The sequence below is a fragment of the Pseudomonas kermanshahensis genome (assembly GCF_014269205.2).
In the GTDB taxonomy this organism is placed as follows: Bacteria; Pseudomonadota; Gammaproteobacteria; order Pseudomonadales; family Pseudomonadaceae; genus Aquipseudomonas; species Aquipseudomonas kermanshahensis.
The window spans coordinates 3,724,850-3,745,386 of the sequence record NZ_JABWRY020000001.1; the positions used below are offsets into that span (position 1 = coordinate 3,724,850).

Annotated in this window: 17 protein-coding genes and 1 tRNA gene; 7 read left to right on the forward strand and 11 right to left on the reverse strand. The window is 64.1% G+C overall.

Annotation, left to right across the window (positions count from 1 at the left end; translation table 11 throughout):
- Positions 1-45: 45 nt before the first annotated feature.
- Positions 46-1,011 (reverse strand): ABC transporter substrate-binding protein, encoded by a 966-nt coding sequence (locus HU764_RS16775; protein WP_186678882.1) that lies wholly within the window; start codon positions 1,009-1,011, stop codon positions 46-48.
- A 209-nt stretch (positions 1,012-1,220) separates the two neighbouring features.
- Here HU764_RS16775 and HU764_RS16780 point away from each other — a divergent pair, with 209 nt between their 5' ends.
- The gene (locus HU764_RS16780; protein WP_186678885.1) at positions 1,221-2,369 is read left to right on the forward strand and encodes a M14 family metallopeptidase; all 1,149 of its coding nucleotides are present in this window, start codon (positions 1,221-1,223) and stop codon (positions 2,367-2,369) included.
- A gap of 53 nt (positions 2,370-2,422) precedes the next feature.
- On the opposite strand, the gene HU764_RS16785 is transcribed toward HU764_RS16780, so the two are convergent.
- The 7 genes from HU764_RS16785 to HU764_RS16815 all read right to left on the reverse strand — a co-directional run bounded on the left by HU764_RS16785 (position 2,423) and on the right by HU764_RS16815 (position 8,762).
- Entirely contained in the window at positions 2,423-3,391 is a 969-nt protein-coding gene (locus HU764_RS16785; protein ID WP_186703364.1) for a Csu type fimbrial protein, read from the reverse strand.
- Entirely contained in the window at positions 3,388-5,631 is a 2,244-nt protein-coding gene (locus HU764_RS16790; protein WP_189662456.1) for a fimbria/pilus outer membrane usher protein, read from the reverse strand. The genes HU764_RS16785 and HU764_RS16790 overlap by 4 nt, the downstream gene beginning before the upstream one ends.
- 162 nt (positions 5,632-5,793) lie before the next feature.
- Positions 5,794-6,570, reverse strand: a complete 777-nt coding sequence (locus tag HU764_RS16795; RefSeq protein ID WP_027593897.1) for a fimbrial biogenesis chaperone — start codon at positions 6,568-6,570, stop codon at positions 5,794-5,796.
- A gap of 39 nt (positions 6,571-6,609) precedes the next feature.
- Positions 6,610-7,113: a Csu type fimbrial protein gene (locus tag HU764_RS16800; protein ID WP_027593898.1), complete on the reverse strand. Its 504-nt coding sequence runs from the start codon at positions 7,111-7,113 to the stop codon at positions 6,610-6,612.
- 3 nt (positions 7,114-7,116) lie between these two features.
- Positions 7,117-7,650, reverse strand: a complete 534-nt coding sequence (locus tag HU764_RS16805; RefSeq protein WP_186678894.1) for a Csu type fimbrial protein — start codon at positions 7,648-7,650, stop codon at positions 7,117-7,119.
- Positions 7,651-7,668: 18 nt separating this feature from the next.
- A complete protein-coding gene (locus HU764_RS16810) occupies positions 7,669-8,205 on the reverse strand; it encodes a Csu type fimbrial protein (RefSeq protein WP_027593900.1) in 537 nt (178 codons plus the stop codon).
- A 29-nt stretch (positions 8,206-8,234) separates the two neighbouring features.
- The gene (locus HU764_RS16815) at positions 8,235-8,762 is read right to left on the reverse strand and encodes a Csu type fimbrial protein (RefSeq protein ID WP_027593901.1); all 528 of its coding nucleotides are present in this window, start codon (positions 8,760-8,762) and stop codon (positions 8,235-8,237) included.
- Positions 8,763-9,069: 307 nt separating this feature from the next.
- On the opposite strand from HU764_RS16815, the gene HU764_RS16820 reads away from it, so the two are divergent.
- The 3 genes from HU764_RS16820 to HU764_RS16830 are packed head-to-tail and all read left to right on the forward strand — an operon-like array spanning position 9,070 to position 14,197.
- Positions 9,070-11,319: an ATP-binding protein gene (locus HU764_RS16820; RefSeq protein ID WP_186703382.1), complete on the forward strand. Its 2,250-nt coding sequence runs from the start codon at positions 9,070-9,072 to the stop codon at positions 11,317-11,319.
- Positions 11,320-11,334: 15 nt separating this feature from the next.
- Positions 11,335-11,796, forward strand: coding sequence for a response regulator (locus HU764_RS16825; protein ID WP_027593903.1), 462 nt, complete (start codon positions 11,335-11,337; stop codon positions 11,794-11,796).
- 13 nt (positions 11,797-11,809) lie between these two features.
- The gene (locus HU764_RS16830; RefSeq protein WP_186703366.1) at positions 11,810-14,197 is read left to right on the forward strand and encodes a hybrid sensor histidine kinase/response regulator; all 2,388 of its coding nucleotides are present in this window, start codon (positions 11,810-11,812) and stop codon (positions 14,195-14,197) included.
- A gap of 245 nt (positions 14,198-14,442) precedes the next feature.
- Here HU764_RS16830 and HU764_RS16835 read toward each other — a convergent pair.
- Positions 14,443-14,517: transfer RNA gene (locus HU764_RS16835), tRNA-Gln, on the reverse strand.
- A gap of 269 nt (positions 14,518-14,786) precedes the next feature.
- Here HU764_RS16835 and HU764_RS16840 point away from each other — a divergent pair.
- Complete coding sequence (locus tag HU764_RS16840) at positions 14,787-15,029, forward strand: hypothetical protein (RefSeq protein ID WP_027593905.1); 243 nt, start codon at positions 14,787-14,789, stop codon at positions 15,027-15,029.
- A gap of 117 nt (positions 15,030-15,146) precedes the next feature.
- Positions 15,147-16,232, forward strand: a complete 1,086-nt coding sequence (gene zapE, locus HU764_RS16845) for a cell division protein ZapE (RefSeq protein ID WP_186703367.1) — start codon at positions 15,147-15,149, stop codon at positions 16,230-16,232.
- A gap of 109 nt (positions 16,233-16,341) precedes the next feature.
- On the opposite strand, the gene HU764_RS16850 is transcribed toward zapE, so the two are convergent.
- A complete protein-coding gene (locus HU764_RS16850) occupies positions 16,342-18,231 on the reverse strand; it encodes a propionyl-CoA synthetase (protein ID WP_186703368.1) in 1,890 nt (629 codons plus the stop codon).
- A gap of 181 nt (positions 18,232-18,412) precedes the next feature.
- Between HU764_RS16850 and HU764_RS16855 the strand changes: the two genes are divergently transcribed.
- On the forward strand, positions 18,413-19,279 hold the full coding sequence (locus HU764_RS16855; protein ID WP_085273236.1) for a LysR family transcriptional regulator: 867 nt from the start codon (positions 18,413-18,415) through the stop codon (positions 19,277-19,279).
- On the opposite strand, the gene HU764_RS16860 is transcribed toward HU764_RS16855, so the two are convergent.
- Positions 19,253-20,410 (reverse strand): HPP family protein, encoded by a 1,158-nt coding sequence (locus HU764_RS16860; protein WP_186703369.1) that lies wholly within the window; start codon positions 20,408-20,410, stop codon positions 19,253-19,255. The two genes, HU764_RS16855 and HU764_RS16860, sit on opposite strands and share 27 nt — an antisense overlap.
- Positions 20,411-20,537: the final 127 nt, after the last annotated feature.

The following is a 20,537-nucleotide window of genomic DNA, read 5'->3' on the forward strand; positions in this document are numbered from 1 at the left end:
ACCCTGTAACTGCCGTGGCCTCTCGCAGGCAAGCCCGCAACAGGGTCAGCGTTGAGCCGCCAGTGCATCGGTTGCGGGCACGCTGAAGCCGCTGGCGAAGGTCGGTGCCACATCCAGCCGTTGGCTCATCAGGCCGTGGGCTTTATAGAAGTCGGCGGTTTCCTGTTGTTCGGCAATGGTGGTGGCGTCGATGGCCTGCCAGCGCAATTGGCGGCGTTCGAACTGCAGGCGCGCGGCCTCTTCAGGGAAGCCGATGATCGCCGCGAGGGTTTTCGAATAACTGTCCAGGTGCTGATACGCCCAGACCTGGGCGCCGGCCAGGCGTGCCAGGTAGTCCTGCAGTGCGGCCCGGCGTGGCGCATCCTCCAGCGCGTTGTCGGTGGCCGCGAGGAAGCTGTTGCCGCTGGACAGGCCACGGCCATTGACCAGCACCCTGCCCTGCCCGCTCAGCTCGGACAGCGCGGTGTAGGGTTCCCAGGTCGACCAGGCGTCCACCGCGCCATTGGCCAAGGCAATCTTGGCATCGACCGGGCCGAGAAAGCGAAACTCGACGTCCTTTTCCGACAGGCCAGCTTGGTCCAGCGCCTTGAGCGCCAGATGATGGCCAATCGACCCGCGGCCCGTGGCAATGCGCTTGCCCTTGAGGTCGGCGGCGCTGTTGAAGGGCGCATCGGGGTTCACCAACAATGCCGTGCCGTAAGGGTCGGACTTGTCGACGGCGATCGCCTTCACCGGCGCCCCGGAGGCGAGCACGAACAGCAACGGTGCATCGCCGATGATGCCGGCATCGATCGCCCCAGCATTCAGCGCCTCGGCCAAGGGCGCAGCGGCGGGAAACTCGGCCCACTGAATGTCGTAGGGCAGGTCGCGCAAGGCACCGGCGGCTTCCAGCTGTGCACGCATGTTGCCTTTCTGGTCACCAATGCGCAGGGTCAGGCGTTCGGTTGCGAAGGCTTGGGTCGCCAGCAATGCGCTGGCGGCAATCATCAGAAGGTGGGATCGGATGGACATCCGCGGCTCCTTGCAGGTAGGGAACCTGGACTCTAACGGCAGCCAATTAATAAATGAAATTGATTTTAGCGATAACCTAATATGCAAAACAAAGCACAAACCAGTGACTGTCGAGCCCTCGACACCTGAAGCAACAGGCCACCCGCATCACTCAAGCGCGCAACCGGTGTACAGTAACCCCACAACAAAGCCCGTCAAGGAGCCCGGCGATGACCGTGACGCTGTCCCCCCTGCAGATCGACTGCGATTTCGATTCCGGCAACATCCAGGTTCTGGATGCCAGCAACCCTGCCAAGGTCCACCTGGCCATCCGGCCGGACACCCACAGCGGCCACTTCCAGTGGTTTCACTTCAAGGTCAGCGGGTTGACGCCGGGCCAGGTCCATCGCTTCAGCCTGGATAACGCCTCCGAATCCTCCTACAAGAATGCCTGGGCCGGGTACAACGCCGTGGCCTCCTACGACCAGCAGACCTGGTTTCGCGTACCCAGCCAGTTCGATGGCAAGGCATTGTCATTCGAAGTGACTGCCAAGCAGGAACAGATCTGGTTCGCCTACTTCGAGCCCTACCCTCGCGCGCGCCACAACCAACTGATCGAGCGCGCCAAGCAGATCCCCGGTGTCGAACTGCTGGCCAGCGGCCGCAGTGTGCAAGGGCGCGATATCCCCTTGCTGCGTGCGGGCGACGGCGCAGCCGGCAAGCGCAAGCTGTGGCTGATTGCCCAGCAACACCCCGGCGAGCACATGGCCGAGTGGTTCATGGAGGGCGTGATCGACCGCCTGCAAGCCAACGATGGCCAGGTGCAGCAACTGCTGGCAAAGGCCGACCTGTACCTGATCCCCAACATGAACCCGGACGGCGCCTTCCTCGGGCATCTGCGCACCAACTTCAAGGGCAAGGACCTCAACCGTGCTTGGCAGGACGCCAGCGTTGAGTTCAGCCCTGAGGTGTTCTTTGCCCAGGCGCAGATGAAGCAGTACGGGGTGGATGCGTTCATCGATGTGCACGGGGATGAAGAAATCCCCCATGTGTTCACTGCGGCGTGCGAGGGCAACCCCGGTTACACACCACGCCTGGCTAAGCTGGAGGAGCAGTTCCGGAGCACGCTGTGCAGCGTGACCCCGGACTTCCAGACCGTGCATGGCTATACACGTGATGAGCCTGGGCAAGCCAATACCACGCTGGCGTGCAATGCGGTGGGCATGGCCCATGACTGCCTGTCACTGACGCTGGAAATGCCCTTCAAGGACCATGACGATGCACCCAATGCCGTTACCGGGTGGTCAGGGGCGCGGTCGAAGGCACTGGCAGGGGCAGTGTTGGAGACATTGCTGAAGATGGCTGACGATCTGCGTTGACCTTCAAGGCGCCTTCGCGGGCTTGCCCGCGAAGAGGCAGGTTCAGTAGAACGCTAAAACTGCACGTCCAGCGTCACACTGTCGGTGTAGCTCGCCGCCGGCGGTGTGGCCTGGTCGGTGTACACCTTGGCGTTGTAGTTGAACACCTGGCTGCCTGTCCCCGTACCCACCCCTGGGTTGATATCGGCATCACTGCTCGAACGCCGGGCACCGGTGACCGAGCCCCAGCGCACTGTACTGCCGCTCTTGAAGATATCGTAGGCCAGGTAGTTGTTGGCCGCCGACTTCATCCTGCGCCGCCCACCCGACACGTTCTGCCCGTCATCCAGCCCCACCGTGTAGCTGGTGCCTTTGGTACATGACAGGCTCACGCCTTGGTTAACCGTGGCAAACCCCGACACCACCGGCGCACTGCCGAAACTGATGGTGGGTGTGGTGATCTGGCAGTCGTTGCTCACCGTCAGGCTGACCGTGAGAAACTGGGTGCCGGAACTGTTATCTCGGCCGATGCACAAACCGCCAATGCCAATCCCATCGCAGTAGTTCCAGGCCCAGTTGACGCTCAGCGTCTCCTGGTAAAGCCCTGCCGCTACGTTGCTATTGATCTGCGTGCGCATGTAGATCGGCACCGCCTTGGGTGTACCGTTGAGCAACCCGAGCAGGTCAAGAATGCCGTTGCGGGCAAAATCGAAGGCCACGCCACGGGTGATCGGGTAGTTGGTGCTGCTGTCGGCATACAGCGTGTAGGGGATGACGTCACCGGTGGGGCCGACCAAACCACCGGTAGCCGGCAGAATGGTCGCTTTGAAGGTATCGCCACTGCCGAGCACACTGAGCACCGAGCCGTTGCACTGCAACCCCGAATTGCTGCTGAAGGCGGTCTGTACCGTGCTGCGGACCAGGGTCGAACTGATGGTGCCAAACGCTGCGGGCGAGGTTGGCACCGACGCGCACTTGGCCCACGCCGCACCTGCCGGCAGCAGCAACGCGCACGCCCACAACCCTCGCTGCCAGGCCTTCATCGGCACACCAATGGGCCGATCAAGGGGACCGAGCCTGCGCCTTCAGGCAGGTCGAATTCGACTTGGCACTGCCCTCCGCCCTCCAGCGCCACCTGCAGGCGGTTGTGCGGCGAGAGGTTTTCCAGGTAGACCAACCCATCCCAGCCAACCACCGCCTGGCTGCCGCTTTCCTCGTGGGTCACTCGGCTGCCGAGCTTGATCACCTGATGGCTAGCGTCCACCAACTCGATACTCGCCGCCAGCACGCGCCTGAGCGGGAACTCCAGCAAGTAGCCGCTGCCACGACGCACCGCCACACGCTGCTCCACTTCGGGTGCCAGGATGTCGGGCGGCAGGTCCATCGGGTCGATCTCATATTTGCCCCGGTAGTAACCGCTGCTGTACGGCACCAGCAAATGGCCGCTGCTGTCGGTGCGGCCGATCTGCTGGTTCTCGTAGCGCACCGGCACATCGGCGTAGCCGTTGGTGCTGACCACCACGAAGGCGTCGTCGATGCGGTTGGCGGCGAACACCCCGGCGTCCATCCAAACCAACGAGCCGCTGGCGTCTGCCCATCGGGTCATCTCGCCACTGCTGCCGTATACACCGGCCTGCAACTGCACCGACTGCAGGCGCCAGGTGACATCGGCCTGGCGATAGGCATCGCGGTTGCCACCGGTGGCATACCCCAGGTTGTACCCGACGCCACCGCCCACCGGCACCGCCCGGCTGTAGTTGACCCGCTGCAGGTCCTCGCCTTCCTTGCTGCGTTCTGCGCTTAAAGCCAGGGTACCGTTAAGGTCGAACGGCATGACCAATTGCGCCTGCACGGCCCACTGGCTGTCACCGATTTCGCGGTTGGCCGACAGGTAGATGCTGCTGTTGCCCCACAGCGGCTTGCTCCAGCTCAGGTTGATCAGGCGCGTGCGCGAAGCGTCTGCGGCGCGTACGTCGAAATAGCCAGCGCCGAGGCTGCCGTATTCATTGAGGTTGAGGCTGACGGTGACCTGCTCGCTACGTTGGCTCAACTGCATGTCCGGGCTGTCGACCCGAGACAGGTCGGCGTAGTCACCATGGCGCTGCAGGCGCTGGTAGCTGAAGCCGATGCGCTGGCTGTTGTACTGGTAACCGAGGGCGACCTGATGGCCCTTTTCGCCGTCGAACTGGCTCTGTGCCAAGGCCGCATTCAACACCCCGAAGTTGCCCAGGCGCATGTTGCCACCCAAGCCGCCCAGCACCAGTGACTCGGCGGTTTCGAGGTGGCTCTCCAGGGTAAAGCTGTCGCTGAGGCCGTAGCGTAAGCTCCCCGAGGCGACCCCTGGGCCGTAACTGAAATCGCGCACGGCATAATCGCGGCGCAGGCTACCGGCAGCCACTGAGAAGTCCGACAGGCCCTTTTGCAGCAGGCTGCTGGTGACATAGAACGGCAGCGTGGTCGACACCTGCCGGCCGAGGGCGTCGGTGGTTACCACCACCGCCTCACCTGCACCGTTGATGAACGGCACGTTGGTCAGGGTGTACGGGCCGGGCTGCAGCTCGGTGGTGCTGGACTTGTAGCCGTTGATGAACAGGTCCAGCGAAGTCGGTACCGCCGCCTCTCCGGCGAATGCGGGCAGCGGGTAGGTCACCAAGTCCGGACGAGCCGCGAAATCGCGCGACAGTTGCAGGCCGCCGACCCGCACCGCGCTGGTCCAGGGCAAGGCACCGGTGACGAAATCACCGGCTTCGTAGCTGAGCAGCCGTTGTTCATCGGTGAAGCGCCAGGTGCTGTCGTAACGCAGGAAGCCCTGGCGCGACTGGTCGGCCTGGGCGCCATTGAACGACTGGCGCCACTGGCCGGTACTGGAGAACGTCCCCCAGCTGTCGAACAGGCGCAGTTCGTTCCAGGCTGCCAGGTAGGTGCCACCCTCATCGGTGTCATTCAGGTACAGGTCGTAGTTGAATAAGGCGCCGAAACTGCTGCGCGCGTCGCTGGCCGGGTACAGGTTGCGATCGCCTACCTGTTGGTCCGGCAGCCAGGCCGGCGGCACCTGCAGTAGCAGGCGCTGGTTCTGGCTGTCGTAGTCGGCGTGCAGACCTGGCACAGCATCCAGTGCCACTTCGCCCTGGGGGTCGCCTGGCAGGCTGATACCGGCCGTGCGCAGCACATCACTGCCCAGGAACAGTTGCCCGGCCCGTTGCTGCACGGGCACCAGTTCAGCCCTGGGCATCTGGTTCACCAGCAGGTCGAGGTACAGCGTGGCGTCGGCGATGGCGGACATCTCCGTGGGCGGTGGCGGCAGGTCGTCGGCCAGTGCCAGGCAGGGGCCGAACAGGGCCAGCCCCAGGCACCAGTGGCGCGGCGTCGCCGACAGCCATTTCACACACGGTTTCCGACCATTGCCGGGTCCTCCCTGGCCCCTGCCCTTCATTCAGCCGCTGGCTCATTGACCTTGGCGGATGGCATCCGCCACGTTCTGGCCATTGACCCGCCCTTTCAGCACACTGCCGGCGCTCGGCGCCATCGGCGCCGGCCAACGCATGCTGGCACCGGGCAATACATAGCCCAGCAGGCCTTCGGCCAGCGGTTTGCTCTGGCTGCCTTGCTGCACCACCACATCGGTCAGGCGCGCATGCACCGGGCCGGTGTTGCGCAGCTCGACGTAGGGTTTGCCCTGCACGGTCACTGCGTGCCAGCTCAGTTGCGGCTTGCCCACCCCTTCGGCATTACGTTTGCCTTCAGGGTCGGCCTTGCCCCACAACCCTTCGCCGTAGACGAACAGCGGCACCGAATAACGCATCTGCAGGCGGATCGCGGCCGTAGCGCCCTGACTGGCGTTGTCTGCCGGGACTGCTGGGGGGATTTCGTCGATGATGATGCGATAGGCCTGCTCTTGGCCGGCGGGCGAACTGCCGGTGCGGGTCAGGCGGATCAACTGTTTTTGCCCCGGGGCGATATTGGCCACGGGCGGGCTGCCAATGATGTCGCGCTGCGCCTGAAACTGCTCCTGGTAATCACCCTGGCGCCAGGCGAACACCCGCACCTGCAGGTTCGCCGGCGCAGTGCCGCGGTTTTCCAGCCACAGTGCGCCGGCCTTCTGGTCAGCCTCCAGCACCGGGTCAATCGGCCAGATCAGCACCGAGGTGGCTGCCCCCGCCGGCAGGCTTGCCAGCAGCGATAACCCGATCAAACCACGCGCCCACTTCGCGCCTGCCCACATGCCACTCTCCTTAGACTGCTGTCATGGGTGCTGGCCGTTTCACCAGGTCACCGTCACTTGCACTACATCGGTGTAGGTCCCTGCCGGCAGCGTGCCGGTCAACTGGGTTCTGCCGTACACCGGCAATTTGATTGACGTGGGGTCGGTGTAACTGACCGCCACGCTCTGGCCAATGCCGAAGGCTTGGCTGTACGCCGCGTCGCGGTACAACTGGTAGGCCAACACCTGCGTGCCGCCCGTACGCTTGAGGTTGCGTGTGCCACTGGCGTTGTTCTGGCCGCCGTCCAGGCTCATGTTCAGGGTTACCCCGGGTGTGCACTGAAACGTCACGCTGGCGCCCCCCAGTGAGGTGCTCAGGGTGCCGCTGGCCAGCGCCGACTGGGTGCCGAAGTCGAGCGTCCCGTAGTTGCTCACGCCACCGACCACCAGGCAACCGGCGACGATCTGCGCATTCACCTGGAACGTGCTGGTGGGCACCGCCCCCAGGGGCGTGGCCAGCAGCACACCGATACCCGTGATGCCACTTGCCAGCCAACCGCGCATGGCTCAGAAGGTCAGCTCGACGGCCACCGTGTCGGTGTACACCCCCGCTGGCAGGCCCGCCTTGCCGCGTGCCTGACCATACAGGTTGACGGTCTGGGCCACGCCGGTACTGGTCGGCAAGGTGATGGTGCCGTCAATGGCCAGTATCTGGGTGCGCCCGGTATCGGTGTAGAAGTCGTAGGGCACGAAGTTGCCGGCGCCATCGGCGAGCGCACGCGTGCCGCCGCTGGACTGGCCATCGTGGCTACCGGCGCGCACGCGGATCGCCGGGATGCTGCCCGCCGAACACAGGATGCTCAAGGCGCTACCCGTGCCGCCAAGCACCTGGGCGTTGGCAGTACCGAACAGGGCATCCTGGGTGCCGAAGTTGAGGGTACCGAAGTTCAACCCTGAGCTCGCGGAACTGCCATTGACCTGGCAGGCCGCGATCAGTGTCAGCGTCGAGGTGATGTTACCGGTCACCGTGGCGGCCTGGGCCTGGGAAGCCAAGGCCAAACCGAGGCCGGCGAGGATGCAGTGGGTGAGGTTCGTGCGCATCGGAGTCTCCTTGCGTGGTTACCAGTCCAGGGTCACTCTCAGGGTGTCGCGGTACAGCCCGGCGGGCAGGGCGCGCGGTTGCGCCACTACCACGCCGTAGATCGGAATCGGTATCTGCTGGGTGCTGCTGATGGTGAAGGCGCGGGCCTGGCCGATGCCGTAGCGGCTGTTGCCACCCGGGTCCACCGCCAGTTGATAAGGGATCAGTTCACGGCCGTTGCTCAGGCGCCGTACGCCGTCATTGCCATTCAGGCCGCCGTTGATCCGCACGTTGAAGGCCCTGACCTCGGGCGTGCAACTGATCTGCAAGCGGCCCTCGCCGGCCACTTCGTCGACCCGGCTGCGCAGTGGCTGGTCCCAGTTCGGGCCACGTTCACCGAAGTCCATCAGGCCTGGGTTGCCCAGGGTTGCAGGCTGGTCGGTGCCGCTGCTGATCTGACAGGCCGCACTGATCACCAGCCGCGCCTGGATGAACCCGGTGGTGGTGCCATGGGCCGCGCCACCGGGCAACAGCAGCGGGCCGAGGGTAAGCAGCAGGATCGAGGTGCGGTTCATGGCGTCGCGTCCTTGTGCAGGGGGCATCCTTACCAGGTGACCGTGATCTTGAGCAGGTCGCCATACAGGCCTGCCTGTGGTACCCAGGCCAGTTTGTCGATGCGGGCATAGAGCGGGAGTTCGATCGAACCGCTGCTCGGCACCCGCGCCGAGTGCGCGACATCGACCGCCAACGGCTCGCGCCAGGCGGGGTCGCGATACAAGCGATAAGGAATAGGCCGGGCCTTGCCGTCGTCGTTGGCCAGAAAGCGCAGCTCACCTGCGCCACCGTGCTGGCCGCCATCGACCCGCACCTGATAGGGCGTGTCGGGGTTGCATTCCAAGCGTGGCGGCCGCTGGCTGTGCAGTACACCGCTCAAGGGCGCGCCTGGGCCATCGAGCCGCGCGGCACTGCCCAGGTCGATCAGGCCCAACGCTTGTGCCCCGGCATCTCGCGTCTGGTTGACCAGCATGCAGCCCCGCTGCACCAGGACCCGCACTTCAACGAGAAAGTCCGTCGCTACGGCACTGCCGCTCAACAACAGGCCAAACAACGCGGCCAAAAAGCGTTCCGTCACTTTATAATCCTTATCGCTGTGTGCTGACGCTTTGCATTGAAGCTGTGTACCCATTGGAGCGTAGCAGCGGGGTGGAATAGCAGTGATGGCTTCAAGCCATTTTTTTGTATTAGCGATAAAGCGATAGCGGGCGTTCGCGGCCACCGCGAAAAAAACTTCGATGCCACCGAACCCCTCGTCGCACAGTGCCTCCAATGGCCATGAGCCGGCAAATCAGCCGACATTCTGGTACGGTGCATGTCAACCATCGTCCTGCACCAGACACGTGACCGCTGCATGGGCGGGCATGACAGGAGCGTTTTCATTGATAACTGCAGACAACCCCCTCGCCGAGGCCGTAGAGCGCTGTGCCCAGGAGCCGATCCAGGTGCCGGGCAGCATCCAGCCCCACGGGTTTCTGCTGGTGCTGGACGAGGCCGACCTGCACATCCTCCAGGCCAGCGAAAACGCCGAGCACTGGCTAGGCTTGCCCGCCAGGGAGCTGCTGGGCTGCGCCTTGGCCGAGCTGGTCGGTGACAGCTTCGATATGCGCGCGCACCTTGCACGCCTGCCCGACGACGAGGCCTTTCCGTTTCATATCGGCGACGTGTGCCTGCGCCCGGGTGCACCCTGGCGCGACAAGCTGCGCGTGCTGGCCCACCGTCACGACCAGGTGCTGATCGTCGAGTTCGAGCCCGTGCGCTTGCCGGCCGACCTGGCTGAGCAAGGTGATTACTACCCACTGGTGCGCAGCTTCGTCGGCAACCTGCACATGGCCGCCAGCCTTGAAGACCTGCTGCAGCAGTCGGTGGAACAGCTCAAGCGCATCACCGGGTTCGGCCGGGTCAAGGCGTACCGGTTCGACAGCGAAGGCAACGGCCAGGTGCTGGCCGAGGTGGCCGACCCCGGCTACCCCAGCTACCTGGGCCTGTGCTTCCCCGCCTCGGACATCCCGCGCCAGGCGCGCGAACTGTATCGGGTCAACCGCATCCGCGTGATCGAAGACGCCAACTACCAGCCCTCCAAACTGGTACCCGCCGCCAACCCGCGCACCGGCAAGGCGCTGGACATGAGTTTCGCCGCGCTGCGCAGCGTGTCGCCGGTGCACCTGCAATACATGCGCAACATGGGCACGCTGGCCTCGATGTCGCTGTCGATCGTGGTCGACGGGCAACTGTGGGGGCTGGTGTCCTGCCACCATGACCAGCCACGCCCGGTGGACCTGCGTACCCGTACCGCCTGTGAGCTGCTGGCCAGCGTGTTGTCGCTGCAGATCGAGTCGCGTGAATCCCACGCCAGCACGCGTACCCTGCTCGACCTGCGCCAGCACATCGTGCGGATGATCTCGTCGATGGCCGATCACGACAGCGTCAGTGAGGGCCTGCGCGACCTGCCCGATGTGCTGCTGGAGTTTGCCGGTGCCAGCGGCGCCGCAGTGATCTCTGCCGACCGTTGCGACCTGATCGGCAAGACGCCACCGCAGGCGCAAGTCACGGCGCTGGTGCACTGGTTGGCCCAGCGCGGTGAAGACACGGTCTTCCACAGCGACAACGTACGCCGCGACATCGACGAGCTGCCTGAACTGGCAGACCATGTCGGCGGTGTGCTGGCAGTGGCCATCTCTCAAATCCACTCGCACTACCTGCTGTGGTTCCGCCCCGAGCAGGTGCGCACGGTCAACTGGGCCGGGCAGCCAAGCAAACAGGTCGGGCCGCAAGGCCAGCTTGACCCACGCCACAGCTTTGAACGCTGGCAGGAAGAAGTACGCGGCTTTTGCCAAGCCTGGGACCCGTTGATCGTCGAAGGCGTGGTGGAGCTGCGCACTGCCGTGCTGGGCATCGTCCTGCGCAAGGCCGAAGAGCTGGCACAACTGGCCGGCGAACTGCGCCGCTCGAACAAAGAACTCGAAGCCTTTTCCTACAGCGTGTCCCACGACCTGCGTGCGCCCTTGCGGCACATTGCGGGGTACACCGAGTTGCTCGGCGAAATCGAAGGCCAGGGCCTTAGCGAGCGTGGCCGGCGTTTTCTGCAGCACATTGGCGAAGCCGCGCAATTCGCTGGCAGCCTGGTAGACAACCTACTGAATTTCTCGCAAATGGGCCGCTCGGCCCTGCGCCTGTCGGATGTCGACCTCAATGCCCTGGTCGACGCCATACGCGCCGAGCTGGCACCGGACTACCAGGGCCGCGAAATTGTCTGGGACATCGCCCCCCTGCCCAAGGTGATCGCTGACCCGGCGTTCATCAACCTGGCGCTGCAAAACCTGATTGGCAACGCCATCAAATACACCCGCGGTCGCGACCCTGCGCGCATCGAGATCCGCGCCCAGGAGCACCCAGACGAGGTCGAGGTGTGCATCCGCGATAACGGCGTAGGCTTCGACATGGCCTACGCCAACAAACTGTTCGGCGTGTTCCAGCGCCTGCACCGCATGGAAGACTTCGAAGGCACCGGGATAGGCCTGGCAAGCGTACGCCGCATCATTGAGCGCCATGACGGCCGTGTCTGGGCCGAAGGCCAGATCGACCAGGGCGCCAGTTTCCATTTCACCCTCCCGCGCCCCGCCGCGACTACATGAGGCCCCTGTACCATCATGCTCAAACCTATCCTGCTGGTAGAAGACAACCCCCGGGACCTGGAGCTGACGCTGCTGGCGTTGGAGCGCAGCCAGTTGGCCAACGAAGTCATCGTGCTGCGTGACGGCGCCGATGCGCTCGACTACCTGTTGCGCCGCAATGCCTATGCCGAACGCGACGGTGGCAACCCCGCCGTGCTGCTGCTGGACCTGAAACTGCCCAAAGTCGATGGCCTGGAAGTGCTCAAGGAAGTTCGCACCACCCCTGACCTGCGCAGCATCCCGACCGTGATGCTAACGTCGTCGCGGGAGGAGCCCGACCTGTTGCGCGCCTACGAACTGGGGGTCAATGCCTACGTGGTCAAGCCCGTGGAATTCAAGGAATTCGTCGCCGCCATCTCCGACCTCGGGGTGTTCTGGGCCGTGCTCAACGAACCGCCACCCGGCTCGCTGCGCCTAAACCGCCGCGGCAGCAACTGAGGCCAACGCGAACATGCTGCCAACGCCGCTGAAACTCTTGATGGTCGAAGACAGCTCGATGGACGCCGAGCTGACCCTGCTGCGCCTGGAGCGCAGCGGGCTGCACGTTCAGTCGCAGTTGGTGTTCGATCATGTCGGCGTCGAACACGCCCTGCGTGAGAGCCACTACGACCTGATCCTTTGCGACTGTGTGCTGCCCGGCTCGTCCGGTACCGACGTGCTGGCCATCGCCCAGCGCCTGGCGCCAGACACCCCGTTCATCTTCCTCTCCGGCATCTACGGCGAAGAGCACGCGGTGGAGATGATCCGCCTGGGTGCTACCGACTATGTACTGAAAAAAAACCTGCCGCTGCTGCCAAAGGCCGTGCGCCGGGCGTTGACCGAAGTGCAGGAACGCCAGCGTCGGCGCCGCGCCGAAGAAGCGCTGGCGGATGTCGAGGCGCGCGCCCGCATCGCCATCGACGCCGCCGGCATGGGCACCTGGGACCTGCGCCCACAGGAAGGCCTGTTGCTGTGGGACGACCGCTGCAAGACCTTGTTCGGGCTGCCCACCAGTACCGAAATGACCCTGGACGTGTTCTTCGCGGGTATCTACCCCGAAGACCTGGCCATGGTCCGCGACGCCGTGGAGCATGCCATGCGCCCCGAGAGCGGCGGCCACTACCGGGTCGAGTTCCGCATCGCGCAACCCCACGGCCTGGAACCCCGCTGGCTGCTCAGCAGCGGCCAGAGCCAGTTCGTCGATGACCAGTGCGTGCGCTTTTCTGGCGTGCTGCAGGACATTCACACCCAACGCCAGGCCACCCTCGCCCTCAAGCAACTGAACGAGATGCTTGGCGAACGGGTCGAGCGCCGTACCCGTGAACGCGACCGCGCCTGGGAGCTGTCGCAAGACTTGTTGGCGGTGCTGAACAAAGACCTCACTCCGGTCGCCCTCAACCCAGCCTGGGAAGCCAGCCTGGGCCTTTCGCGCGAACGCCTGAGCCAAACGTCACTGTTGCACCTGCTGCCCGAGTCCGATCAGGAGCTTTTCCTCACGGAGCTGGCCGCCCTCGCCCACGGCCGCACCAGCGCGCGCTTTGTCGGCCGCATCCTGCATGCCGGCGGCCAGCAACGCTGGCTGTCTTGGGTGGTGGTACCCGAAGACACCCTGCTGTACGTGGTGGCCCGCGACATCACCAGCGAGCGCGAGTCCGCCCTGGGGCTGGCCGAGGCCAACACCCGCCTGCGTGAACAAATCACCGAACGCGAGCGTATCGAGGCTGCGCTGCAACAGATGCAGCGCCTGGAAGCGGTCGGCCAGTTGACCGCGGGTGTGGCGCACGACTTCAACAACCTGCTGACGGTGATCCTCACCGGTGCCAGCTTCCTTGAACGGGACCTGAACAAGGCCGACCTGGACAAAGCACGTACCCGCCTCACACACATCCGTGAAGCAGGCGAACGCGGTGCCAAGCTGACCTCGCAGTTGCTGGCCTTCTCCCGGCGCCAGCGCCTGGAGCCCGTGCCGCTGAACCTGAACCGGACACTGGCCGGCCTTGAAGAACTGCTGCGCCGAACCCTGGGCGGTAACGTGTCGGTGCGCCTGGACCTGGACCCGCACCTGTGGCAAGCACTGACCGACCCGACCCAGACCGAGATGATCATCCTCAACCTGGCGATCAATGCCCGCGACGCCATGCCCGACGGCGGCCAACTGACCCTCTACACCCGCAACACACACATCGAGGCCCGCCCCCAGCGCCCGGAAGACCCGGACCCTGGCGAGTACGTGATGCTGAGCATCCGCGATACCGGCTGCGGCATGAGCGAAGATGTGCTGGCCAAAGTGTTCGAGCCGTTTTTCACCACCAAGGACATCGGCAAGGGTTCGGGGCTTGGCCTGGCCCAGGTGTTTGGCTTCGCCAAGCAGTCGGGTGGCGGCGTGCGCATTGACACCGTGCCCGGGCGCGGCACCCAAGTGGCGGTGTACCTGCCGGCGGTCAAGGGTAAAGCGCAGAGCGAGCCTGTGGTGCCAGAGGTTTCCCAGCCGATCGGTGACAGTGGCCAAAACCACACTGTCTTGCTGGTGGATGACGACCACCTGGTACGCGACATGCTCGGCGATGTGCTGCGCCAGTACGGCTATCAGGTGCGCCAGGCACACAGCGGCGAACAGGCACTGGCATTGCTCGACGACGGCATCGACCTGCTGCTGACCGATTTCGCCATGCCCGAATTCAATGGCGCGCAGTTGGCCCTGGCAGCGCGCGAGCGACACCCGCGTTTACCGGTGGTGTTTCTGACGGGGTATGCGGAGCTGGAAGGGTTGGAGCTGCCCGGTAGCCTGGTGATTCAAAAGCCAGTGCAGGCCGAAGAATTGGCGCGGGTGCTGAGTGAATTGCTGCGGGTCTCGGCGTAGCTTTACAGCACCTGTTGTATGCTCGCCAGCTGTACCTGCTGTACGCACGCCAACTGTAGGAGCAGCCTTGTGCTGCGAAGAGGCCAGTGACCGTCAGGGAATGTCCGCTGCGGCTGTCGGCCTCTTCGCAGCACAAGGCTGCTCCTACAGTTTGGCGGGCATGGCGGGACTTAAGAACAGAAACGACAAAACCCAGCGCTTATCTGGCTAAGCACCGGGAAGACATAATAAGTTGAATCAGAAAATGGCAGGGGCGGCTGGATTCGAACCAACGCATGGCAGGATCAAAACCTGCTGCCTTACCGCTTGGCGACGCCCCTGTATCGAGATGCAGCAAACGCTGCCCTGACAATTCCAACTGAGTGACAACTGGGTTGTTGTCTTGGAATGCGCGGCACTTTAACAACATTCTTTCGGCCTGTGAACCCCCTGATGTAAAAAAAATGCTTTAAAACAGCAAGTTAGTTCCTTCCCTCTGCCAATACCCCATCCCGGCAACCATCCGTCGCTTTCCGCCTGCATGGCTTCAACACATTCGCATTTCACCTTTCCAATCAGATAGGCGCATTCATTGACCAAGGAGGTATCCATGCCTGTCTCACACGACCTTTACCAAGACCTGCACTACCCGCGAGAAATCGTCCAGCAACGTCGCCAGCAAGACAAAGCCCTCGACCGCCTGCTGGACGAGTACATGGACATCGACAACCAGGTGCTGGCCGCCGAATCTATCTCGGCCGGCAACTTCGTCGACGAGGACCTGCGCCACCTCAAGGAGCGCCGCTTGACGGTGAAGTACATGATCGAGCGCCAGCTGGAGCGCAAAGCCTAAGCGGGCGCTCGACCTATCTCGTCAGGCGATCATTGCCCACTGCTTTCTCTATTGGTCAAAATGGCGACCGTCGCGCAAGCTGCGCCCTGCACTGCCATCGACCAAGGAGCTATCGATTTGCCTGCCTGGATCCCTACCCCGCTGCGTCAGCTCGGCCAGCGCCTGCGCGCCAACACTGCCCCTGAAAGCGAACTGCTGGCCTGGTTCGAAGACAAGGCGTGCAGCCGTGGCTACCAGCTCAGTGACGGCCAACGCCGGGTCATCCACAGCATGGCCGAGCAACTGGCGCAGCTGGAACACGGGCAACCGTGCAGCCTGTACCTGCACGGCTCGGTCGGCCGCGGCAAAAGCTGGCTGCTCGACGGGTTTTTCCAGGCTGTGCCGGTAGAGGCCAAACGACGCCTGCACTTCCATGATTTTTTTGCCCGCCTGCACCAGGGCATGCACCGCCACCGCGCGCTGGACGATGCACTGGGCGCTACCTTGGACGAGCTGATTGGCCAGTGCCGGGTGTTGTGCTTCGACGAGTTCCATGTGCATGACATCGGCGATGCCATGCTGCTCACTCGGCTGTTCACCGCGCTGTTCGAGCGTGGGGTTTTCCTGTTGGTAACGTCGAACTATGCACCTGAAGGCCTGCTGCCCAATCCGCTATACCACGAACGCTTCCTGCCAGTGATCCGCCTGATCAACGGGCGCATGCAGGTGCTGGAAGTCGGTGGCGACACCGACTTTCGCAGCCTGCCGGCCAACCGCGAGCATCAGCGTTTTACCCAGGGGCACTATGTGTGGCCCGGCACTGCCGAGCAACGCCAGACGGCGAACGTACCGGACGCGCAGCCGGCCACATTGGACATCAATAAACGCAGCCTGCGCGTGCTGGCCAGTAACGACCGGCAGGTGATGTTCGCCTTCGACGACCTGTGCGAACAGCCCACCGCGGTGATCGATTACCTGGCACTGGCGGCGCAGTACGATGCGTGGGTGATCGATGGGCTGGACGACCTGTCTGAATGTTCGCTGGCAGCACAGCAGCGGTTCGTCAACCTGGTGGATGTGCTGTATGACCAGGACAAGCAGGTGACAGTGATCGGGCGGCGGCCGCTGGACGAAAGCCTGGGCGGAGCGATTGCCGACCTGATGCGCACCCGCAGCCGCTTGGGGCAGTTGCATCAGGTGGGGCCTGAGTACTTTGTTGGCTGAACTGGCGCATTCGCGGGGCAAGCCCCACCGGCATGTCACCGAACCTGAAAGCCGGGGGCTTCCTGTGGGAGCGGGCTTGCCCCGCGAATGGGCCATCAATACCACCGACTCAACCCGCCCGTGGCAGGTCCGCCAATACCGCCTCGATCTCCCCTAACACCGCCGGATCATCCAAGGTCGACGGCGGCACATAGTCCTGCCCATCGGCAATCTTGCGCAGCACCGCGCGCAAAATTTTCCCCGACCGGGTCTTGGGCAGCCGCTTGACCAACCGCACCCGGTTGAAACACGCCAGCGCACCGATTTCTTCGCGCACACTGCCGACCAGGTCCACCAGCAACTGCGATTCGGCAATGCCCTCGCCATCTTTCAGCACCACCAGCGCCAACGGCACCTGACCCTTGATATCGTCATGCACGCCGATCACCGCGCACTCGGCCACGGCCGGGTGACGCGCCACCAGGTCCTCCATTTCACCGGTGGACAGGCGATGCCCAGAGACGTTGATCACGTCGTCCGTGCGCCCCATGATGTAGACGAAGCCGTCATCGTCCAAGTAGCCGCCATCGCCCGTGTGGTAGTAGCCCGGGTAGGTGCGCAGGTACGCTTGCAGGTAGCGCTCGTGATCGCCCCACAGCGTCTGGCTGCACCCAGGCGGCAACGGCAGCGCGATTACGATCGACCCCTGGTGGTTCGGCCCCAGCACATGGCCGTCATCGTCCAATACACGCACGTGGTAACCCGGCACTGCGCGATTGCTCGACCCTGCACGCGCCGCGCTGCCCTCCAGCCCAACGCAGGGCGCGGTGACCGGCCAGCCGGTCTCGGTTTGCCACCAATGGTCGTGCACAGGTTTGCCAGTGACCCGCTCCAGCCATTCGTGGGTGCTTGAATCGAGTTTTTCCCCCGCCAGGAACAACTGGCGCAGCGAGCTCAGGTCGTGTCCTTTGATCAGCTCACCGTCCGGGTCTTCCTTGCGGATGGCCCGCATGGCGGTCGGCGCGCAAAATAACGCGTTGACCTTGTATTGCTCGACCACGCGCCAGTAGGCGGAGGCGTCCGGGGTGCGGATCGGCTTGCCTTCGTAGAACACCGTGGTGCAGCCACTCATCAACGGCCCGTAGACGATCAGCGAATGGCCCACCACCCAACCCACGTCAGAAATACCCCACCACACATCGCCCGCCTGCATGCCGTAGATGTGGCGCATGGCATAGCACAGCGCAACCGCGTTGCCGCCGTTTTCACGCACGATGCCCTTGGGCTTTCCGGTGGTGCCGGAGGTGTACATGATGTACAGCGGGTCACCGGCGTCCAGCTCGACAGGGGCCACCGGCTCGGCCGTTGCCAATGCCTGCTGCCAGTCCAGGTCGCGGCCTGGCTGCAACTGGGCGGTGGCCTGGGGGCGTTGCAGGACCAGCACGTTGCGCGGCTGGTGACGGGCCAACTGCAGGGCACGATCGACCAGCGGCTTGTATTCGATTACCCGGTCGAACTCCAGGCCACAGGACGCCGTCAACAGCAACGTGGGCCGGGCATCATCGATGCGCAAGGCCAGCTCGTTGGCGGCAAAACCGCCGAACACCACCGAATGCACCGCGCCTATCCGCGCGCACGCCAGCATGGCCATGGCCGCCTGCGGCACCATGGGCATGTAGATGATCACCCCATCGCCCTTGCCAACCCCCAATTGGCGCAGCAAACCGGCCAGGCGTGCCACCTCGTCGCGTAGCTGGCGGTAGGTATACGTCTGTTGAGTACCGGTCACCGGCGAGTCGTAGATCAGCGCCAACTGCTCGCCACGGCCTTGTTCGATCTGATGGTCGAGTGCCAGGTGGCAGCTGTTCAGGCGGCCGTCAGCAAACCAGCGGTGGGTGCCGTCAGGGTTTTCCTGCAAGGTCAGGGAAGGCTTGCGGTGCCAGGCCAGGTGCGCGGCTTGCTCGGCCCAGAACGCGGCAGGATGGGCGATGGAATGGGCGTAGCTGTGCTGATAGCTCATGTCGAAGGGAACCCGGTACTTGTTGTTATTGAAGGGCGAAACTTGAGTATGGACCGCCACGCCGGGCGCGCCATGGGACTAAAGTCACAACCGACCTGCAAATTTGCAAATAACACGAATACGCCCCATAACGGTGCAAAGCCTCTAGAATAGGCCGCCCCTTTTAGCCACCGAGCAGCCCATGGACATCGATCAGGCCCGTACCTTTCTGGAAATCGTGCGCTGCGGCAGCCTGGTCGCCGCCGCCGAACGCCTGTTCGTGTCACAAACGGCGATCACGGCGCGGGTCCAGCGCCTTGAGCAGCAATTGGGCTGCCAGTTGTTCGTGCGCAGCCGCAACGGCGCCAGCCTGACCAGCGATGGTGAGGCCTTCGTCAGCTATGCCAACCAGCTGGTGCAGACCTGGGAAGCGGCGCGCCGCGACCTGCCGCTGCCCGAAGGTTGCCAGCAGGTACTGCATGTGGGCGGCGAAGTGAGCCTGGGCAACCCGATGATGCTCGACTGGGTCAGTGCGCTGCACCGCGAACTGCCCAGCCATGCCATCCGCAGCGAAGTGAGCGACGGCGAATCGCTGCTGCGCAAGGTCGAAATGGGCCTGCTGGACGCCGCGCTGGTCTATCAGCCGACCTACGGGCCAGGCCTGCAAGTTGAGCAGTTGATGGAAGAGAAGCTGATCCGCGTGCGCCGGGTCGATCAGCCTGACCCGTACATCTATATCGACTGGGGCGAGGCGTTCCGCCGCCAGCACGACGCCGCCCTGCCCGACTGCGCGCGCCCGGCACTGAGTTTCAACCTCGGGCCGCTGGCCCTGCAGTTCATCCTCGACCAGGGCGGCAGTGGCTACTTCCGTACCCGCGTGGTGCAGGCTTACCTGGACAGCGGCGTGTTCGAGCGCGTGCCGCAGGCGCCAGAGTTCACCTATCCGACGTTTCTGGTGTACCCGCGCAAGCGCGACAGCGAAGCGCTGCAACAGGCCTTCGCGATACTCCGCCAGCTGGTGGCTGCCGGCGCCAGCGATTGGTCACAGCGCTGGGACCCGGTTATCTGAGGCACTGCCGGCGGCGCTCAGTAATTGGCGCTTGAGGCCGGCGATAAGGTCGGTCTGGGTGACCACCCCGACCAGTTGGCCGTTGTCGAGCACCGGCAGACAGTGCAGCCCTTGTTCGCACAGCAAAGGCAGCAGGCGCTCCAGCGGGTGCTGGCTGCTGACACTGACCACCCGCCGGCTCATCACCTGCTCCATGCGCACTCCCTTGCGCCCGAACAGGCCGCGCCAGCGGAACCGCCCACGCTGCATGGCCGGCCCTACCAGGTCACTTAAGCTGACGATGCCGACCAGCTTGCCATGCTGGAGCACCGGCAGGGTTTTCAGGTGGTGGCTGGCCAGCAGCTTCCACGCCTGCTCCAGGGTGGTGTCCGGTGACGCGAACTGCACATCACGCGACATCACGGAGGCTGCTGTGATACCGCCCAGGCTGCGCTGCAAGGCATGCTGTTCGGTGGCGAGGATGATGCGCTCCAGTTCGTCCCGGGTGACATCGACGAACTCGCCCAGCTCTTCAAGGGCCTGGTCCAGGTCGGCGCCGCTGACCCCGACACGCTCGCTGGGCAGCGGGTCGTGGGTGTGATGCAGCTCTTTGCGTGGGGCCGCGCCTTTGGGGTAACGCACGCCAGTCAGGCGGTTGTAGACCACCGCCACTGCCACCAGAATCAGCGCATTGAGCAGCACCGGCTCCAGCAGGTGATCCCCTAACGCGGTCAGGCCCGGGTCGGCCAGCACCGCACTGACCGCCACACCGCCGCCCGGTGGGTGCAGGCAGCGCAACAGGCACATCACCAGTACCGAGAGCGCCAGGGCAGTAGCAGCCACCCAAAGCTCAGGCCCGAAACCCTGGCGCATGGCCAGGCCGACGGCGCCCGCCAGGGCGTAACTGCCCAGCACGGGCCAGGGCTGGGCCAAAGGGCCGGAATGCACGGCAAATACCAACACTGCCGAAGCGGCCAAAGGGCCTAGAAGGTGCAAAGCGATGCCAGGGCCATAGGCCATGCTGGTCAGCCAGCCGGCCAAGAACAAGCCAAGCAAGGCGCCGATACCAGCGCGCAGCCATTCTTTGGGGGGGATATTCAGGGGTGCGGGCAACAGCCGCTGCAGACGACTTTCGGAACGCGAAGCAGGCATGTGAATAATCGAAATCGTAGTTTTTCTGGTTAAAAAGAAAGCCCAGCCGCGCTGGCCTGGGCCCTGTATTGCCAGAGCAATAGCGCAAGGGGCTCCGTCCGTGGAGAGATGGAAACTGGGAAGTTTC

What these genes read in the sequence shown, in the direction of transcription:
- HU764_RS16810 (WP_027593900.1), bottom strand. Translation starts at nt 8,205, where the DNA reads ATGAACCGCACCTCGATCCTGCTGCTTACCCTCGGCCCGCTGCTGTTG.
- HU764_RS16840 (WP_027593905.1), top strand. Translation starts at nt 14,787, where the DNA reads ATGCCTGTCTCACACGACCTTTACCAAGACCTGCACTACCCGCGAGAA.
- HU764_RS16825 (WP_027593903.1), top strand. Translation starts at nt 11,335, where the DNA reads ATGCTCAAACCTATCCTGCTGGTAGAAGACAACCCCCGGGACCTGGAG.
- HU764_RS16795 (WP_027593897.1), bottom strand. Translation starts at nt 6,570, where the DNA reads ATGTGGGCAGGCGCGAAGTGGGCGCGTGGTTTGATCGGGTTATCGCTG.
- HU764_RS16775 (WP_186678882.1), bottom strand. Translation starts at nt 1,011, where the DNA reads ATGTCCATCCGATCCCACCTTCTGATGATTGCCGCCAGCGCATTGCTG.
- HU764_RS16785 (WP_186703364.1), bottom strand. Translation starts at nt 3,391, where the DNA reads ATGAAGGCCTGGCAGCGAGGGTTGTGGGCGTGCGCGTTGCTGCTGCCG.
- HU764_RS16850 (WP_186703368.1), bottom strand. Translation starts at nt 18,231, where the DNA reads ATGAGCTATCAGCACAGCTACGCCCATTCCATCGCCCATCCTGCCGCG.
- HU764_RS16780 (WP_186678885.1), top strand. Translation starts at nt 1,221, where the DNA reads ATGACCGTGACGCTGTCCCCCCTGCAGATCGACTGCGATTTCGATTCC.
- HU764_RS16830 (WP_186703366.1), top strand. Translation starts at nt 11,810, where the DNA reads ATGCTGCCAACGCCGCTGAAACTCTTGATGGTCGAAGACAGCTCGATG.
- HU764_RS16790 (WP_189662456.1), bottom strand. Translation starts at nt 5,631, where the DNA reads ATGTCCGCCATCGCCGACGCCACGCTGTACCTCGACCTGCTGGTGAAC.
- HU764_RS16800 (WP_027593898.1), bottom strand. Translation starts at nt 7,113, where the DNA reads ATGCGCGGTTGGCTGGCAAGTGGCATCACGGGTATCGGTGTGCTGCTG.
- HU764_RS16805 (WP_186678894.1), bottom strand. Translation starts at nt 7,650, where the DNA reads ATGCGCACGAACCTCACCCACTGCATCCTCGCCGGCCTCGGTTTGGCC.
- HU764_RS16855 (WP_085273236.1), top strand. Translation starts at nt 18,413, where the DNA reads ATGGACATCGATCAGGCCCGTACCTTTCTGGAAATCGTGCGCTGCGGC.
- HU764_RS16860 (WP_186703369.1), bottom strand. Translation starts at nt 20,410, where the DNA reads ATGCCTGCTTCGCGTTCCGAAAGTCGTCTGCAGCGGCTGTTGCCCGCA.